Raw genomic sequence first — 17,443 nt, 5'->3', positions numbered from 1 at the left:
CGCCGGCCCGCCGGATGCCGTGTCTTTTTATCCGCCCCAGCCGTCCGGTCGGCGTATGCGCGTCGCGTTCGTCTCGCTTTTCGCACCCGGCCACGGCGACACGCCGGCGCGGTCGCGGACGCGACGGATCGCCCGCGGGCTCGCCGAGCGCGGCCACGACGTGGTCTGGCTCTGCGCCCGCTGGTGGGGCGGCGACCACGACGCCTTCGAGGACGACGGGATCGCCTACCGGTCGGTGACCGCCGAGCCGTCGCCGTCGGCGTTCGCGGCCCGGCTCCCGCTCGCGCTCCGACGAGTCGCTCCGGACGTCGTCCACGCGGTCAACACCCCGCCGACGCCCGGGATCGCCGCGACGATCGCGGGTACCCTGTCGCGGACCCCCGTAATCGTCGACTGGTGGCGCGACCACCCCGCCGACTCCCGTCGGCGATACCGACTGCTCGCCCGGCGGGCCGACGCCGTCGCGACTCCCTCGCGGACGACCAAGACGCGGGTCCGCGAGCACGGCGCCGCCGGCGAGGACGTGCGAGTGATCCCCGAGAGCATCGACTTCGACCTCGTCGAGTCGGCGGGCGTCGACGACCGGTTCGACGCGGTGTACGCGCGCCGGCTGGACCGCCACGCCAACGTCGAGACGTTCCTGCTCGGGCTCGCGGAGCTCCGCGACCGCGACTGGACCGCCGCGATCGTCGGCGACGGCCCCGAGCGCGCTCGGATCGAGTCGATGGCGAGCGATCTCCGGATCGACGACCGGGTGTCGTTCCTCGGCGACCTCCCGCTCCGCGAGCGAGTGTCGCTGTTCAAGGGGACCCACGTCGCGGTGGCGACGGCGACGTGGGAGACGTTCGCGACCGATCTGCTGTGGGCGCTGGCGTGCGGCTGCGTCGCCCTCGTCGAGTACCAGGCGGATTCGAGCGCCCACGAGCTCGTGGAGGGGCGCCAGCGCGGGCGGCTCGTCACGAGCCCGGCCGAGCTCGCCGACGAGTTCGTCGCCGTCGGCGACCTCGACAGGAAGTCCGTCGAGCGCGACTTCGCGTCCTACGACCACGACGCGGTGCTCGACCGGGTCGTCGACGCGTACCGAGGGCTCCTGGACGGGGAGTGAACGCGAACCAACTACCGAAGGCGAACTACAGACGAAGGCGAACTACTGACGAAAACGAACTACAGACGAAAAGAAATTCCCGCGGACCGCGCCGACCGACTACTCCTCGTCTTGCGTGATCGTGCCGCCGTACTTCATGAAGAGGAACGCGAGCCCGAGCGTGCTCACCATCGCGACGAACGTCGCGACGCTGAGCGCGCGGGCGCCCTGCGGAACGAACACGGCGTCGGACCCACCCCCTCCGCCGGTGGACTCCGTCTCGATGTCCTCGCCGACGGCGAGGCCGGCGTGCATGCCGACGTCGGTGTGGGGCACGCAGTGGTAGTGCGTGATCCCGACGTCCTCCTCGCTCGTCTCGTACTCGTAGGTCGCTCCCTCCTCGCCGACCGGGTCGCCGCTGTCGAGGCTGGCCGGTCCCTCGACGTTCTGGACGTTGTGTGCGCCGCCGTTCCCGGTCCATTCGAACGTGATCGTCGTGCCGGTGTCGACCCACAGCAGGGTCGGATCGAACGCGAGCCCTTGGTCACCGGCGCCGACCATCACGGTGACCTCGCTCTCGCCGCGGGCGTCCTGGTACGATCCGACGTTCCCCTCGGCCCCGCTCGGCCAGACCGGCTGTTCCTCCTGTGCCGCCGCGGTTCCCGTCGTCGCCGCCGTCGCTCCCGCGACGCCGGCCGCGCCGCCGGCGGTCCGGATGAACCTGCGCCGCGAGACGTCGTCCGTGCTCATACACCCCGGTTTGTGACGGTCTGTAGTGAATATGTTGATCCGAGCGTGGGCTACGGTTCCGATCAGCGCCCTGATCGACTGCGGGAGTGGGTATAGTACGTCGCGAGTGAGATCGTTTATAAGTGATCGAGTGGTGGTGCTGTCGGCTGTTTATACGTGATCGATGGTGCTGCGTTGAAGACCTCCAAAGCCCCAGCCGGCGAGGCGGGCGCACGCTCGCTGCGCTTCTCGCTCAGTCGCTCCCGCTCCTTCGCTGCGGTGCTTACGTCGCCTGCGCCCGCCTCGCCGACTGCCCCTTTGAGTCCCACCCGCCCGCAACCGCACCTCACGCCTCCCCAGCCTCGTCGCTCGCTTCGTCGCCGGCGCTGCGCGCCGGCTGCATGAGGGACCTTCGGTCCCTCTTTGCTCGCGACTCCCTCGCGCGGCGCTCCTCGCGCCCGATGGGCGCTCGGAGGCGCGCGCCACCGCACATCTCTTTATAAGTGACCGGCGTCATCGCTCAGTGTTATTTAAATACTGCATCGCCACCACCGATCTGCAATACCTACTCTCCGTATCGCCCGCGTTCCGACCCGTTTATGGTCGCCGCCGCGCGCTGTCTCGGTATGACCGACGACGAGCGACGGAGCGACCTGATCGCCGCGCTGCGGGCGGCCGACGCCGTCCGGTTCGGCGAGTTCGAGCTCTCGCACGGCGGAACGAGCGATTACTACGTCGACAAGTACCTCTTCGAGACCGACCCCGACGCGCTCCGGCTCGTGAGCGAGGCGTTCGCCGACCGGCTCGCCGACACGGACGCGAAGCTCGCGGGCGTCGCGCTCGGCGCGGTCCCGCTCGTGGCCGTCACCGCCGCCGAGATGGGCCGTCCCTACGTCATCGCGCGCAAGCAGACGAAGGAGTACGGCACGGGTAACCGCATCGAGGGGCGGCTCGACGAGGGCGAGGAGGTCGTCGTGTTGGAGGACATCGCCACGACCGGGCAGTCCGCGGTCGACGCCGTCGAGGCGCTCCGCGAGGCGGGCGCGACGGTGAACCGCGTGCTCGTCGTCGTTGACCGCGAGGAGGGCGCCGAGGAGCTGCTGGCAGACCACGACATCGAGCTGGAGTCGCTGCTCACGGCGACGGAGCTGTTGGCGGAGCGGGACGCGGAGTAGAAGACAGCCGGAGTTAGCCGCTTTTCGCACCCGGAATTACGCCTCGGCTGCGTCCACCGTCGGCACCGTGACCCGATCGAGCACGTCGGCGATCACGCCGCGCTTGTCGGCATCGTTGACGGCGGCGTCCGGGGTCAACACGAGTCGGTGAGCCAGCGCCGGCTCCGCGACGCGTTTCACGTCGTCGGGCGTGACGAACTCGCGGCCGGCGACGACCGCGGCGGCCCGTGCCGTCTCGAAGAGCCGCTGTGTCCCTCGCGGGGAGACGCCCACGTCGACGCGGCGGTCCGTCCGGGTCGCGCGGGCGATCGACGCCATGTACTCCAGCAGGTCGTCGTCGACGCGGACGGTCTCCGGCACCTCGCGGAGGTCGGCGACGGCGTCCGGATCGAGCACGCGCTCGACGGTCGGCGCCTGCGCGACGCGCCCCGCACGCCGACGGAGCAGTTCGATCTCCCCCTCGTCGTCGGGGTAGCCGATGGCGGTCTTGATCGCGAAGCGGTCGAGCTGGGCCTCGGGGAGCGGGAACGCGCCCTCGCTCTCGACCGGGTTCTGCGTCGCGATGACGTAGAAGGGGTCCGGGAGGTCGTGGGTCTCTCCGTCGACGGTCACCTGTCCCTCCTCCATCGCCTCCAGCAGGGCGGCCTGCGTCTTCGGCGGCGCGCGGTTGATCTCGTCGGCGAGCACGACGTTCGCGAAGATCGGTCCGGGGGAAAAGGAGAAGGAGCCGTCGCGCTCGTCGAACACGTTGGTCCCCGTCACGTCGCTGGGGAGGAGGTCGGGGGTGAACTGGATCCGCGAGAACTCCAGGCCGAGCGCGGCCGCGAACGAGCGCGCCGAGAGGGTCTTTCCGGTGCCGGGCACGTCCTCCAGGAGGACGTGACCGCGGGCGAGGATGCCGAGCGTGACGCGGTCGAGGAACTCGCGGTCGGCCACGACCGCGCCGCCGACCTCGTCGACGACGCGGGAGCAGGCCGCCGCGGCTTTGGGGACGTCCATACCGCCACCACGCGATCCGCGCCGAAAAGCGTTGTCGGGGTCCCCGCCGATCGGTCGTTGCGATCGCAAAGCGCCGTCGGCGATCGAAACGCATAACAGCGGAACCGGCCAACCGACGAGTGAGCCGAGGTAGCCTAGCCTGGCCAAGGCGGTAGATTCGAAATCTACTGTCCATTCGGACACCGGAGTTCAAATCTCCGCCTCGGCGCTTCTCTCGAATGCCCGACTCGGTAGCGACCGAAATCGGATCGCCCGGATCGCCCGGCAAAAAATCCATACGTCGTGGTCGTGACCGGATCGTATGTCCGATGCGACGCTGTACGCCCGCCTCGACGGCGAGCAGGCGATCGGTGCGGTCGTCGACGAGTTCTACGATCGCGTCCTTGACGACGAGCAGGTGGCCCACCACTTCGACGACGTCGACATGGCGGCGCAGCGCACCCACCAGACGGCGTTCCTGAGCGCGGTCGCCGGCGGGCCGAGAGCGTACGAGGGCGACGGCATGGAGACGGCCCACGAGGGGCTGGGGATCACGGACGCGGAGTTCGACGCGATCGCAACCCACCTCGACAACGCCCTTCGGGAGTTCGATGTGGACGACACGGACCGAGAGGCGGTGCTGGAGGCCGTGGAGGCGTTCCGCGACGACATCGTCGAAGAGGGATAGCCGGCCGGCCGCCGCGAGTCCTACGGCTCCCCGCCCAGCGACTCCTGTTCGGGTGCGGTGTCGCCGCGGAGCCGCCGCCGGCGCTTGTCGTAGGCGGCCTCGAGCTTCGCGTTCGTCGCCCGCGAAACGAGGTAGAGGTCGGCGTCGTCGCCGTCGCGGGGGTGCGCGCTCGCGACCCAGACGTGGCCGTCTCCCGTCGAGAGGTCATCGGCCCAGCGCTCGGCGGCCGCGCGGCTCTCGAAGGCGTGGCGGGAGCCGTCCTCGAAGACGAGCCGGCCCACCTTCGCGTTGCGCTTGCGGGCGGAGGGTTTCACCGCGACGACGACGCTCACGGACGCCGTTCGGGCGGCATCGCTTAAAAACCCCGTCAGACGACGGCGGCCTGTCCGCTTTGTCAGCCCTGTCGCCCCGCTCTCAGTCGTCAGCGAGCGAGGCCGCGTCCGGCGCCGATCCGTCCTTGGCGGCAGCGGAGAGGAGCCGGTCGAGCCCGTCGACCATCGCGACGACGCTGGCACGGGTGATGTCCGCGTCCGTCGAGGAGACGCTCACGGACCGGTCGCCGCGCGAGAGGTCGACCTCGACGGTGACGACGGCGTCGGTCCCGCCCGTGATCGCGTCGACGTGGTAGGAGTCGAGCTCGAAGTCGACCCCGCTTCCGGCGCCCTGTTCGCTTCCGTCTCCCGCCAACGCGGCCCGCACCGCCTCCAGCCCGGCGTCGACCGGACCGTCTCCGGTCCCGGAGGCGACGCGCTCGTCGTCGCCGACGCGGAGCCGGACCGAGGCCGTCGGGAGGTTCCCGCCGGAGGTGGCCGAGAGGTCGACGAGCTCGACGTGTCGGTCGCGCTCGCGGCCCTGCACGTCTTCGGTGATCGCGAGGAGGTCGGCGTCGGTGACGCGCTTCCCGCGGTCGCCGAGCTCCTTCACGCGGCTCACGACCTCGCTCAGCTCGTCGTCGTCGACTGCCACGTCGTGCTCGGCGAGGGCCGCTTTGACCCCGGCGCGCCCGGCGTGTTTGCCGAGGACGAGCCGCCGCTCTCGCCCCACCGTCTCGGGCGGATACGGCTCGTACATCGTCCCGTCCTTCAGCGTCCCGTCGGTGTGGATCCCCGACTCGTGGGCGAAGGCGTTGGCGCCGCAGACCGCCTTGTTCGGCGGGAGCGCGACACCCGTCGCCTCCGAGACGGTCCGGCAGAGGCGGTAGAGTCGCTCCAGCTCGACGGTGTCGATATCGTACGACCGGTCGAGCGCGATGGCGACCTCTTCTAGGGCGACGTTGCCGGCGCGCTCGCCGACGCCCATCACGGTCCCGTGGACGGTGTCGGCGCCCGCCTTCAGCCCGGCGTGGACGTTCGCCACGCCGAAGCCGAGGTCGTCGTGGGTGTGGAGGCTCGTCGGGCCGCGGTCGGCGAGGCGGGAGACGACCTCGGCGGTGCGCTCCGGGTCGGCCGCGCCGACGGTGTCGCAGTAGCAGATCCGGTCTGCGCCGGCGTCGAGGCCGGCGCCGAGCAGGCGCTCGAGGTAGTCGAGGTCGGCGCGCGAGCCGTCCTCGCCGAGCACCTCGACCCAGAGGTCGTGGTCTTTCGCGTACTCGACGAGTTCGACCGTCCGATCGACCACGTCGTCGCGGGTCGAGCCGACCTTCGTCTCGACGTGCTTGTCCGAGGCAGGGACGACGAGGTTGATCCCGTCGACGCCGCAGTCGAGCGCGTGGTCGACGTCCCGCTTCACGCCGCGGGCGAAGCTCGTCACGGTCGCGTCGAGCCCCTCGTCGGCCACCCGGCGGATCGCCTCGCGCTCGCCCTCGGAGGTGCACGCCGAGCCGGCCTCGATCAGGTGCATCCCGGCGGCATCGAGCTCGCGAGCGATGTCGACCTTCTCGGTCGGCGTCAGCGAGACGCCGGGCATCTGCTCGCCGTCGCGCAGGGTGGTGTCTAACAGCTGTACCTCATCGAGCGTGGTGAGTTGTGTTCGGGTCAAAAGGTAGTCCGTCGGCTCGTCGGTGGGTTCGGGGCCGGTACCGCCGCGGGGCGGTCGCGCCCCGGAGTCGTTATCGTCGGAGAATTTCGCGGCCAGCCGCCGTGAGGCGACTTCCTCTATCCTCCGAACGATCACGATCGTCTCGTGTCATTCGTGTCCGTGTTGATGGGTCACACACTGATAAGTCGTCGGGTTCCGACAGCTTTGGCCGGACCGACAACGCGCGGGCGCTCGCCGGCGCTCTTCCGAGCGGAGCCGTCTCACCCCAACAGCGACCGGAACGACCGCCGCCCGGTGCCGCACCGGTCCCGGTAGTCGCAGGCGGAACACCGGTCGTCGTCGACGCGCGACGGTGGGCCGTCGATCGCGCGGGCGGCCCGCAGCGCTCGCCGATAGGCGGCCTTCTTCCGCGTCGTGAGTCGGACCTCGCGGACGGTCCCGACGCTCGGGTACTCCACCAGCGCGCGCGGCACCTCGCGCTCGCGCTCCCACGCGACCGCCTTGGCGACAGCGACGGCTCTGACCGCCTGCGGCTCCCAGACGCCATTTTCCGGCGGCTCTCCCGACGAGACGACCGTGGGAATAGGCGGGTCGGCGTCCGATTCGCCCGCGAGCACCTTGTGAACCGTCCCGTGACAGTCTTTTCCGGACCGGAAAGCACGCTCGTGTTCGGGATCGGCGAGCCGATCGTAGTCGTCGCGCTCTCGGAGTCGGGAGAGGTTCCGGCGATACGCCGCTGGCGACCGACGGATCGGCAGTCGCCGGAGGATCGCGTCCGGCGCGTCGACGAGCGTCGGGTACCGGAAGGCGAGGTCGATCCGGGTGCGCGCCTCGCCGGGAACGTCTCGGTCGTCGTCACGGCGCGCGTAGTAGAGCTGTCGCGGGCAGTAGGCGGCGCGCGCGAGGTCGCTGAAGGGAGTCACAGAGAGGGTGGCCGCGGTTCGGGTGAAAAGGGCCGGGGCGCTGCGGATATTGCTGTCGCCGCAGCAACCTCACGACGCTCGCCACCGGCGATCCCGATCCCTTATCCCGGATCCCGGAACCACCCCGTTCCGTGACCTGACGCCCGTCCCGGCGCGGTCGAGGTGGTCGCGCGGCGAGCCGCTCGGGAGCGACGAGCGCCGCCCGTTCGCCATTCCGATCGGTTCGCTATGCAGGTTCCCCGTCAACCACCGCAACGCCCTCGCCGATCACTTTCGAATCCGGTCGAGGTCCCCCACGAACGCCCGGAGCGCCTCCCGAGTCACGTGCGGCATGCAGACGACGCGCAGCTCGCCGCGGCTCGTCCGCGAGACCTTCCAGCCCGCCTCCCGCAGCGCGTCGAACTCGGACTCGGGGAGCACCGCGGCGACGAGCGGGAGATCCGGATCGACCACGTCGTACCCGCGTTCCCCGAGCGCCCCCGCGAGCCACTCGGCGTTGCCGGTCGCGCGCTCGACCGCGTCGCGGTAGCCGTCCGGCCACAGCGCCTCCATCGCGGCCACCGCCCCGGCGACGCCCGCGCCGCTCCGCGTGCCCGTCAGCGTGGCCTGCGACCGCGTCTCTAGGTACGGCGTGTCGACCGCGAGCGCGTCCAGCGCCGCGTCGTCACGGGCGAGGAGCCCGCCGGCCGGCACCGCCGCCTGCCCGAACTTGTGCGGGTCGATCGTCAACGTGTCGACGGCGGCGTCGCCGAACGACCACTCGGCGTCGGTGAAGGGGAGCACGAACCCGCCCCACGCCGCGTCGACGTGCATCAGGGCGCCCGCCTCGCGCGCGATTCGAGCGAGCTCCGGGATCGGATCGACCCGACCGTACTCCGTGCTCCCGGCGACGCCCACGACCAGCGCGGTCGACTCGTCGACGGCGGCCGCGACGGCGTCGGTTCGGGCCCGAAAGTCGTCGTCGACCGGCACCGTCCGGAGTTCCACGTCGAGCAGCTCCGCCGCCTTGTGAAACGAGAAGTGACCGCTCTCGGGGACGACGACGTTCACGTCGGCCGCGTCGTGGCGGTTCCGCGCGGACCGGACTGCCTGCACGTTCGCCTCCGTGCCGCCGGAGGTGACGTACCCCGCGGCGTCGGTCGGCGTCGGGTGGTCCGCGAGCGTCGCGAGCAGTTCGACCGCGCGCTCCTCCAGCGACGCGACCGCCTCGTACGTGGCGGGATCGCCCGGGTTCGTCGCGAGGAACCGCTCGGCCGCCTCCCGAGCCGCGGGATGCGGCTCGGTGCACATCGAGGAGAGCACCCGGTCGAACGACTGCGGCTCGGGCTGCTGCATTCGACACAACGTTGCCGCGGAGGGTCTTACCCGTTCCGTTCCGGGCGCTCTCGCTCGTGTGGCTCGTCCGCTGCGACCGCGTCAGCGGACCGAGTCGAGGAGGAGCCGCTGTTCGGTCCGCTTCACCTCGTGTTGCACGTCCCGTACCGCGTCGATGTTCGCCGAGATGGAGGAGACGCCCGCCTCGACGAGGAACTCGACCATCTCGGGCTTCGATCCCGCCTGCCCGCAGATGCTCGTGTCCACGCCCAGCTCTCGGCACGTCTCGATGGTGTCACCGATGAGCTGTAACACCGCCGGGTGGAGCTCGTCGAACCGGTCCGCGACGTGCTCGTTGTTGCGGTCGACCGCCAGCGTGTACTGCGTGAGGTCGTTCGTCCCGAAGGAGGCGAAGTCGATTCCGGCCTCCGCGAGCTCCTCGATCTGCAGCGCGCTCGCGGGCGTCTCGATCATCACGCCCCACCGGTTCGTCTCGGGGTCGATCCCGGTCTCACGCATGTGCCGTTTGATCCCCTCGATGTCGCTCGCGTCGTTGACCAGGGGAAACATCACCTCTAGGTTGTCGTACCCCATCTCGTGGAGGCGCGCGAACGCGGCCAGCTCCTGTCGGAACGGCTCGGGCTTGTCGAGGCTCCGGCGGATCCCGCGCCAGCCGAGCATCGGGTTGTGTTCCGCCGGCTCTCCCTCTCCGCCCTCCAGTTCCCGGAACTCGTCGGTCGGGGCGTCGATGGTCCGGACTCTGACCGGTCGAGGATAGAACTCGTCGGCGACCCGTCGAACGCCCTCGATGAGTTCGTCCTGATACGCGCGGGCGCCGTGGTCGGCGATGTACTTCTCGGGGGTCTTCCCGAGCGACAGCACCATGTGCTCGATCCGGAGCAGCCCGACGCCGTCAGCGCCGGTCGCCGCGGCGCGCTCGGCCGCCTCCGGGATCGAGACGTTCACCTTCACCTCCGTCGCCGTCATCGGCTTGACGGGGGTCTCCGGCCGCGCGGCCTCGACCGGCTCGAACTCCTCGCCGGACTCGGCCTCCTCGTCGGCGCCCGCGCGGACGGTCCCCTTGTCGCCGTCGAGCGTGACGTTCTGCCCGTCGTCTAGGAGTCGCGTCCCGTTTCCGGTACCGACGACGGCCGGAACGCCGAGCTCCCGCGAGATGATCGCGGCGTGGCTCGTCATGCCACCCTCATCCGTAACGATCCCGGCGGCCCGCTTCATCGCGGGGACCATGTCCGGCATCGTCATCTCGGTCACCATCACGTCGCCCTCCTGCACCTGGTCGAGATGGTCGAGCTTGTGAACGATCCGGACCGTTCCGGAGACGACGCCCGGACTGGCCCCGAGCCCGTCGACGAGCACGTCGGCGTCAACCTCGTCGTTGCCGGCGGTGTCGTCACCCGTACCGCCGTCGCCGCTAGCGCTCCCTGAGGGTTCGCGCCCATCGGTCTCTCCCTCGCTGTCGCCGTCCTCTTGGATCGTCGTGATCGGACGGGACTGCAGCATGTAGATCTCGTCGTCGTAGATCGCCCACTCCACGTCCTGTGGCGTCCCGTAATGGTCCTCGACGCGCTCGCCGAGCGCGACGAGCTTCTCGATCTCCGCGTCCGAGAGCACCCGGCTGTTCCGCCGGTCGTCGTCGACGTCCAGCGTGACGGTCTCGCCCGTCTCCGCGTCCTTGACCATCTCCACCTTCTTGTCCGCGACGGTCACCTCGTCGACGGTGTCGCGCTCGCGGTCGTACACGTAGTTATCCGGCGAGACCGTGCCGGACACGACCGCCTCGCCGAGTCCCCACGCGGCCTCGATCGTGATCTGCGGGTCGCCGGTCGAGGGGTGGCTGGTAAACATCACGCCGGACTTCTCGGCGTCGACCATCCGCTGGACGACGACCGCGATGTCGACCTCGGCGTGCGGGAACCCCCGCTGCTGCCGGTAGTAGATCGCGCGCTGAGTGAAAAGCGACGCCCAGCACTCTTTCACCCGCCGGATCAGGTCCTCCTCGCGGACGTTGAGGAAGGTCTCCTGTTGGCCGGCGAACGAGGAGTCCGGGAGGTCCTCGGCGGTCGCCGAGGAGCGCACCGCGACGAACGCCTCGTCGCCGTCGTCGCCCATCGTCCGGTACCTCTCGACGATCTCCTCGCGGACGTCGTCGGGGAGCGGCGTCTCTAAGATTAGCTCCGCCGCGGTCTCCTCGGCCTTCCGGAGCGCGGCGGAGTCCTCTGGATCGACGTCGACCGCGGTGAACAGCTCCTCGTCGATTCCTGCCTCCTCGATGAAGGTGCGGTACGTGCCCGCCGTGACGGTGAACCCCGGTGGAACCGGGAGTCCCGCGCCGATGAGTTCACCGAGCGAAGCCGCCTTCCCGCCGACGGTCCCGACGTCGTCGGCGTCGACGTCCTCGAGCCAGAGTACTGCCATTCGTGTGATCGGAGGATCCGGGAGCCAACCTATGAAGCTTCCGGACAGAGCAACCGTGAATAAAAGATTACTCGCGGGCGAGTGATCGAAGTGGCGCAGTCGGTGTCCGACAGAAGCGTCTCCGATAGATCTGATACGAACGCGAGGGCGAAAACGTGATAGAGGGCCGAAATGCCTCGGGGAACGACGAACCGGTCGACGGCTCGTACATCTCCGTATGCTCTATCTACTGGAATACTTACCTCTCGATCGAACAACAAGACCGATCACGTGTTACAGGAGCTGTAACATCACCGTCGCGACCGATCGTCCGAGCGGTCAGTCACGCCGACGCGAGCCGCTCCCGCTCCGCGCGCAGGAGGCCCTCCCAGAGGCTGAACAGGCCGCTTTCGAGCCCGTAGCTCTCGTCGACCCGTCGGACCCACGCGTCGTCGGCGAACAGCAGCCGCTGGAACCGCCGCACCGGTTCGGAGAGGCGCTCGCGGTCGCCGCCGTAGTACGACAGCGACTCCTCGCGGGTCCGCTCGGCGAGCGCCGTCGGGACCTCGATGCCGTCGGCGGCCGCGGCGTGTTCGAACCACTCTAAGTGCAACAGCGCGTCGGCGAGCAGGAACCGCTCGCGGAAGCCGGAGACACGGGCGAGGGCCGGCCCGCCGTCCACGGTCACGTCTTGCGGTCGAGAGAACCGCGGTGCCGTTACCGTCACGTTCGCGGCGTCGGCGATCGCGTCGGCGACCCGCCGCAGCCGCCACTCGCCGTACCGAACCGGCGCGATCAGGGCGAGCTCGTACCACGTCGGAAGCCACTCGCAGTACGGCTCTGAGAAGCGACCGTCGGCGAGCAGCGTCGCCGCGACGGAGCGGGCCGCCGCGGGCGACAGTCCCGACGGATCCTCGCGGAGGGTGGCCGCGATCCGCGCCCCGTCGAGCGCGTCGGCTCCCTCGAACCCCATCCCCTCGGCGACGTGGCGGGTGTACGCGCGGCTCGCGGCGTACCAGTCGGCGAAGTCGGTCGGCGCAGTCAGGCGGAGGAGACGGAGGACGGTGATGTCTGACCTACGGGGCGGACCGACCTAACTGCTGTGGCGGTTCACCCGGTAGTGTTCAGATAAGCTGATTCCATGCGAAGGCGAACGAGCTCAACCACTCGTTAGCGGTTTCTGCTTCGGCGTTGCTAAAACAGTTTGAGAAACTGTCAGTTCTGCGTTTTACCTCACGAAAGACACGTTCGACGCTGTTCCGATCTCCATGTCGTTCATATCTGAACTTAAGGTCATGTTTGTCACAAGCTCGATGAAGTGGAACCGCGCCATCAACGAGAAAGATCGCGTCATCTACATCGTGTTTTTCGCGGAGCTCTGCGAAAAACTGATCTGCGATCACGTTTGTTCTTGTCGGCTCAAGCTTTGTATGGAGTAAATCGTTTGAGTCGGGATCGACGGCAGCGTACAGCCAATATTGTTCACCGTCAAGCTGAATCACCGTTTCATCGACCGCAACGTGATTCGGACTCCGACCAGATTCCGGCTGTAGATCAGGCTTGTGAACCCAGTTATGTACAGTGGATCGAACCCGATCAACACCGAATACCTCAAGAAACGAAACAGTATTCGAAAGCGATAGTCCAGACAAATGTAGCTGAATACTGAGCTTCATCAACAGCTTCGGTGTTGCTTCTCGCTCCACAAACTCTAAGTTTATCTCGTCTAAACAGCCGCTGAGGCGGTCGTTTTCGGGCATGAATCACTTTGAAAACGTACCGCCTCACCTTTCAATCCTTATCTGAACACCGCCGTTCACCCATCGAACTCGCCCTCGTCCCCCTCCACGAGCGCGTCGTCGAGCCCCCACTCGGAGGCACGCTCCGCCGCCTCCGAGCGCGCCTGTTCTCGGATCGCCTCGATCCGCTCGTCGTCTTCGAGGAAGGCGGCGATCGCGTCGCTGTCGTCGTCGCCGCCGGCGTCTAACCGTTCCTCGGGGGCCGCCTCACGGATGCGGTCGGCGAGCGCCTGGTCGTCCGCGAGCTCGGTCGCCGCGGCGCCCGGCGCGACGCGGAGCGCGTCCTCCTCGTGGGCGGTTTCGAGCGCATCGGCGCCGACCGCGTACAGCTCGACGCGGTACGGGCCGGGGACCGCGAGCTCGGCGAGCGCGTCCGGGCCGCCGCTGTCGCTCACCGTGTTGTACGCGAGCACGGGGACGCCGTCTGCGAAGGTGACGACGCCGCGGGCGTCACCCTCCAACAGGAGCGTTTCCTGTGGTACGAGGGTCGCGTACCCGGTCAGTTCGCGGTCGAGTGCCCGGGAAAGCGTCGTGCCCACGTCGGAGACGACGCGAGACCGCAGTAGGTCTCCGCGGGGGATCCGCAGCTCCGGGGACTCCGCGGTTCCCGTCATGGCGTGTCGGGCACGACCGCGCTCCGAAAGCGGTCGGCGACGGCCCCCTCGTCGCCGTCGCGCACGTCGAGCCGGGCCGCGGCACGCCGGTAGCGGGCGGCCGGCTCGCTCTCGGGGGCGTGCGCGAGCAGCGGCTCTCCGGCGCGTCGCGCCGCCCTGACCGCGTCGCTGTCGGGGACGCTAGCGAGGACGGGGCCGCCGAAGCGGCGCTCGGCCTGCTCGGCCACGTCGACGGCGTCGTTGCGGACCTTGTTGAACAGCACGCCCGCCGTCTCCGTCCCGTACGAGCGCGCGTACTCCTGGACTTTCAACCCGTCGGAGAGCGCGGGGATCGTCGGCTCGACGACGACCACGACGCGGTCGGCGAGGACGACCGGCAGCACCGCCGACTTCGAGCCGAGCGCGGCCGGCGAGTCGAGCAGCAGCACGTCGGTGTCGCTCGCGAGTTCGGCGACCACCTCGCGGAGGCGCCCCGGTTCGGCCGCCTCGAAGCCCGCGAGCGACGTGCCGCAGGGGACGACGGAGAGCCCGAATCGGTCGTACGTCGCCTCCGAGACCGCCGTCGCCGTCCCCTCGACCAAGAGGTCGTGGAGGGTGACCGCCGCGTCGTCGAGCCCGGCGTGAAAGAGGAGATTCGCCATCCCCGTGTCGGCGTCGACGACGGTGACGTCGTGCTCCTCGGCGAGCGCCATCCCCAGCGCGAGCGTGCTCGTCGTCTTCCCCGTGCCGCCCTTCCCGCTGGCGACCGCGAACGCCTCGACCATGCGCCGATCTGTCAGGTCGCCGGGCTAAAACTTGTCTATCGTCGGCGGGCCGGGAGCCGCCACCGCGCAACGGGTCCCGCGATCCGGCCCCTACCGATCCCACCGGACAGGGTTTTGCCGACCGGCACCAACGGTTGACCATGCCTACCGTCATCGACGCAGACGCGTTCCGCGACAGGATCGACGAGCGGCGGCGCGGCGAGCGGTCCTTCGCCGTCGTCGACACGCGTCCCCGCGAGAGCTACGAGGGCTGGCGGATCGCCGACTCGGTCCACTACTTCTACAAGCCGTCTCACGAGTTCGACGCCGGCGACTTCGAGGCCGAGACCGGGCTCGGTCCCGTCGACGCGGTCGTCACGACCTGCGCGAAGGGGAAGGCCTCGCTCGACTTCGCCGAAGAGCTGGAGGCCGCGGGGTACGACGACGTCGCCGTCGTCGCGGACGGGATGCGCGGCTGGTCTGGCGTGTACGACCGAACCCCGGTTTCGCTCCCCGACGCGGGCGACGAGCCGCTCGACGTCGTCCAGATTCAGCGGCGCGCGAAGGGGTGTCTCGGGTACCTCGTGATCGGGGGACCGCCGTCTGAGTGCGACGCCACTGAGGGAGAGTCCGACCGCGTCGCCATCGCCGATTCCGATGGCTCCAACCGCGTCGCCATCGCCGTCGACGTCTCCCGTCACGGCGACGAGTGGCGGGAGGCGGCCGCCGAACGCGGCGCGTCAATCGCCGCGGTCCTCGACACCCACGTCCACGCCGATCACCTCTCGGGCGGGCGGGCGCTCGCCGACGAGCTCGGCGTGTCCTACTACCTGCCGGCGGCGGCCGCCGAGCGCGACGTCGCCTACTCGTTCGAGCCGCTCGCGCGCAACGAGACGCTCGACGTGGGCGGGGTCGGCGTGAAGGCGCTCGCGACCCCCGGCCACACCGACGACGCAGCGAGCTACCTCGTCGGGCGGTCGGCGGTGCTCACGGGGGACACGCTCTTCACCGACAGCGTCGGCCGGACGGAACTGCAGTTCGCGACGGGCGGTGACGCGGCGGACGACGGAGGAGCCGAGACCGCCGGCGCGGCGACCGGCGCCGAGCGCCTCTACGACTCGCTCCACGGAACGCTGCTCGCGGAGCCCGACGACCTCGTCGTCTGTCCCGGCCACTTTGCGGTCGCGAACGACGGGACCACGGGCGATGTCGTGCCCGGCGAACCGGTGACGACGACGGTGGGCGCGGCGCGCCGGGGGCTCGGTGTGCTCGGGCTCGACCGCGAGGCGTTCGTGGAGAAGATCACGGCGACGCTCCCGGAGAAACCGCCGAACTACGAGTCGGTCATCGCCGCCAATCGCGGTGTCGAGTCGCTGCCCGACGAGGCCGCGGCGATCGAGTTGGAGCTCGGTCCGAACCGGTGCGCCGCCGACCCCGAGGCGGAACCGACGGCGGACGACTGAAGCCGATCCCCACGACCGATTTCGGTCCGCCACCGGCAGTCGGTCGGCGATCGGTTCTCACGGAAAAATACGCGTGCCCGACTCACCTGCGCCGATCAGGCGAACGGGAACACCGACGAGAAGACGAGCGTCGTCACCAGCCCCGACACCGCGATGAGGGTGGTCAGGACGGTCCAGGTTTTCAGCGTCTCCTCCTGCGTGAGCCCGCCGATCTCCTTGACGAGCCAGAAGCCGGAGTCGTTGTACCACGAGAAGATGTTCCCGCCCGCCCCAATGACCATGACGAGGTACGCGGGGTGGACGGAGAGTTGGCCGACGAGGGGGGCCATGATCCCCGCCGCGGTCAACATCGCAGCGGTCGCGGACCCCTGCGCGATGCGGACGACCGCCGCGATGAGCCACGCCGTCACCAGCAGCGGGATCCCGACCTCTTGGAGCGAGCCGGCGATGTAATCGCCGATCCCGGAGGCCGCGAGCAGCGCGCCGAACGCGCCACCGGCGGCGGTGATCGCGGCGATGTTCCCACCGCTTTTCAGCGCCTCGGTGAGCTCGTCGCTCCACTCGCTTTGCATCAGATCGTCGTGGCGGTAGAAAGAGACTGACGCGACGACGGCGGCGAACATCAGCGCGACGTTCTTGTCGCCGAGGAAGCCCACGATCGGCTCCAGCGCCGCGATCGAGGGGTACCACTGCTGGAACGTGTCGACCGCGGTGGCCGACGCGATGAGCGCGACCGCGACGATGATCGGCGCGAGCGATTCGAGGATGCCGGGAAGCTCGCTCGTCGGCCGTTCGGCGACCGCTTCGAGCTCTTCCGTCGTCGTCGACATGGTGTCCCGCAGCGGGATGTCGAGGCGCGCGTTGATCCAGCGACCGTAACCGAGGCCGGCAATGAGCACCGCCGGGATGGCGGTGATGATTCCGATGAGGATGGTCATTCCGAGGTCGCTGCCGACCTCCGCGGCGACGGCGAGCGGCCCAGGCGTCGGCGGAACGAACACGTGCGCGGCGGCCGCGCCCGTGCCGACCGTGACGATGAACAGGGTGTAATCGCGACCGACGCGGGCGCGCATCGACCGGGCGAGCGGCGCCATCAGGTAGAACACGCTGTCGAAGAAGACCGGGATCGCCAGCACGGAACTGCTCCCGAGCAGCGCGATGTCGGAGTTCGACTCGCCGAGCACGTTCTGGAAGCCGCGGACGACGCGCTGTGCGGCCCCGCTTTCGAGCATCGCCTTCCCGATGACCGCCGCCATCAGGATCGGGATGCCGATCCCGGTCATGTTGTCACCGAACGCGCCGGCGACTTCGGTGGCGGCCATCGTCGACGTGAAGTCGGGGACGAACACGGCGTTGACGAGCCCGACGGTGAACCCCGCGATGACGAGGCCGATGAACGCCGGGAAGTCGAGCCACACGAGCAGCGCGATCACCGTGATCAACCCAATGACGAACGTCAGCAGCGGGCTATGCGAGAATTCGACAGCCTGCAACGGTATCGGTCCCATACGAGTCAGGACTTGCTAACTCCGGGGTTAAAA

The 17,443-nt window shown here is 69.3% G+C and carries 16 protein-coding genes and 1 tRNA gene; 5 read left to right on the top strand and 12 right to left on the bottom strand.

The genetic code is table 11. From position 1 onward, the window contains the following. Positions 1–55 precede the first annotated feature (55 nt). The gene (locus tag ACP96_RS08455) at positions 56–1,105 is read left to right on the top strand and encodes a glycosyltransferase (protein ID WP_050032995.1); all 1,050 of its coding nucleotides are present in this window, start codon (positions 56–58) and stop codon (positions 1,103–1,105) included. A gap of 99 nt (positions 1,106–1,204) precedes the next feature. Here ACP96_RS08455 and ACP96_RS08450 read toward each other — a convergent pair whose 3' ends face one another. After that, positions 1,205–1,834: a plastocyanin/azurin family copper-binding protein gene (locus ACP96_RS08450; protein ID WP_050032994.1), complete on the bottom strand. Its 630-nt coding sequence runs from the start codon at positions 1,832–1,834 to the stop codon at positions 1,205–1,207. A gap of 605 nt (positions 1,835–2,439) precedes the next feature. Between ACP96_RS08450 and pyrE the strand changes: the two genes are divergently transcribed. Next, positions 2,440–2,988 (top strand): orotate phosphoribosyltransferase, encoded by a 549-nt coding sequence (gene pyrE, locus ACP96_RS08445; RefSeq protein WP_202593929.1) that lies wholly within the window; start codon positions 2,440–2,442, stop codon positions 2,986–2,988. Positions 2,989–3,024: 36 nt separating this feature from the next. Here the strand turns inward: pyrE and ACP96_RS08440 are convergent, their stop codons facing one another. Next, positions 3,025–3,987, bottom strand: a complete 963-nt coding sequence (locus tag ACP96_RS08440) for an AAA family ATPase (protein ID WP_050032992.1) — start codon at positions 3,985–3,987, stop codon at positions 3,025–3,027. 123 nt (positions 3,988–4,110) lie between these two features. Here ACP96_RS08440 and ACP96_RS08435 point away from each other — a divergent pair. Together ACP96_RS08435 and ACP96_RS08430 are read left to right on the top strand one after the other, a co-directional pair. After that, a tRNA-Ser gene (locus ACP96_RS08435) sits at positions 4,111–4,195 on the top strand. 93 nt (positions 4,196–4,288) lie between these two features. Further along, positions 4,289–4,654: a group I truncated hemoglobin gene (locus ACP96_RS08430; RefSeq protein WP_050026692.1), complete on the top strand. Its 366-nt coding sequence runs from the start codon at positions 4,289–4,291 to the stop codon at positions 4,652–4,654. Between the two features lie 20 nt (positions 4,655–4,674). Here the strand turns inward: ACP96_RS08430 and ACP96_RS08425 are convergent, their stop codons facing one another. From ACP96_RS08425 to ACP96_RS08390, 9 genes are all read right to left on the bottom strand, one after another. After that, positions 4,675–4,986, bottom strand: coding sequence for a hypothetical protein (locus ACP96_RS08425; protein WP_050026694.1), 312 nt, complete (start codon positions 4,984–4,986; stop codon positions 4,675–4,677). A gap of 82 nt (positions 4,987–5,068) precedes the next feature. After that, a complete protein-coding gene (locus ACP96_RS08420; protein ID WP_202593928.1) occupies positions 5,069–6,631 on the bottom strand; it encodes a (R)-citramalate synthase in 1,563 nt (520 codons plus the stop codon). 260 nt (positions 6,632–6,891) lie between these two features. After that, a complete protein-coding gene (locus tag ACP96_RS08415) occupies positions 6,892–7,554 on the bottom strand; it encodes a hypothetical protein (protein ID WP_050032990.1) in 663 nt (220 codons plus the stop codon). Between the two features lie 267 nt (positions 7,555–7,821). After that, positions 7,822–8,889: a tyrosine decarboxylase MfnA gene (gene mfnA, locus ACP96_RS08410; protein ID WP_050032989.1), complete on the bottom strand. Its 1,068-nt coding sequence runs from the start codon at positions 8,887–8,889 to the stop codon at positions 7,822–7,824. An 81-nt stretch (positions 8,890–8,970) separates the two neighbouring features. Then, positions 8,971–11,304 (bottom strand): phosphoenolpyruvate synthase, encoded by a 2,334-nt coding sequence (ppsA, locus tag ACP96_RS08405; protein ID WP_050032988.1) that lies wholly within the window; start codon positions 11,302–11,304, stop codon positions 8,971–8,973. Positions 11,305–11,626: 322 nt separating this feature from the next. Then, positions 11,627–12,256: a hypothetical protein gene (locus ACP96_RS08400; RefSeq protein WP_050026699.1), complete on the bottom strand. Its 630-nt coding sequence runs from the start codon at positions 12,254–12,256 to the stop codon at positions 11,627–11,629. Between the two features lie 151 nt (positions 12,257–12,407). Continuing rightward, positions 12,408–13,043: an IS6 family transposase gene (locus ACP96_RS17665; protein ID WP_082222488.1), complete on the bottom strand. Its 636-nt coding sequence runs from the start codon at positions 13,041–13,043 to the stop codon at positions 12,408–12,410. A 56-nt stretch (positions 13,044–13,099) separates the two neighbouring features. Continuing rightward, positions 13,100–13,696 carry a hypothetical protein gene (locus ACP96_RS08395; RefSeq protein ID WP_050032987.1) on the bottom strand — a complete coding sequence of 199 codons (597 nt, stop codon included), beginning with the start codon at positions 13,694–13,696 and terminating at the stop codon, positions 13,100–13,102. After that, positions 13,693–14,460 (bottom strand): nucleotide-binding protein, encoded by a 768-nt coding sequence (locus ACP96_RS08390; RefSeq protein ID WP_050032986.1) that lies wholly within the window; start codon positions 14,458–14,460, stop codon positions 13,693–13,695. Before ACP96_RS08390 ends, ACP96_RS08395 begins: the two co-directional genes overlap by 4 nt. Positions 14,461–14,600: 140 nt before the next feature. Here ACP96_RS08390 and ACP96_RS08385 point away from each other — a divergent pair, with 140 nt between their 5' ends. After that, positions 14,601–15,902, top strand: a complete 1,302-nt coding sequence (locus ACP96_RS08385) for an MBL fold metallo-hydrolase (protein WP_050032985.1) — start codon at positions 14,601–14,603, stop codon at positions 15,900–15,902. Between the two features lie 95 nt (positions 15,903–15,997). Here ACP96_RS08385 and ACP96_RS08380 read toward each other — a convergent pair whose 3' ends face one another. After that, the gene (locus ACP96_RS08380; RefSeq protein ID WP_050032984.1) at positions 15,998–17,410 is read right to left on the bottom strand and encodes a GntP family permease; all 1,413 of its coding nucleotides are present in this window, start codon (positions 17,408–17,410) and stop codon (positions 15,998–16,000) included. Between the last annotated feature and the right edge of the window lie 33 nt (positions 17,411–17,443).

Source organism: Halorubrum halophilum, assembly GCF_000739595.1.
Lineage (GTDB): Archaea > Halobacteriota > Halobacteria > Halobacteriales > Haloferacaceae > Halorubrum > Halorubrum halophilum.
This window is presented reverse-complemented; position numbering and strand designations above follow the sequence as displayed.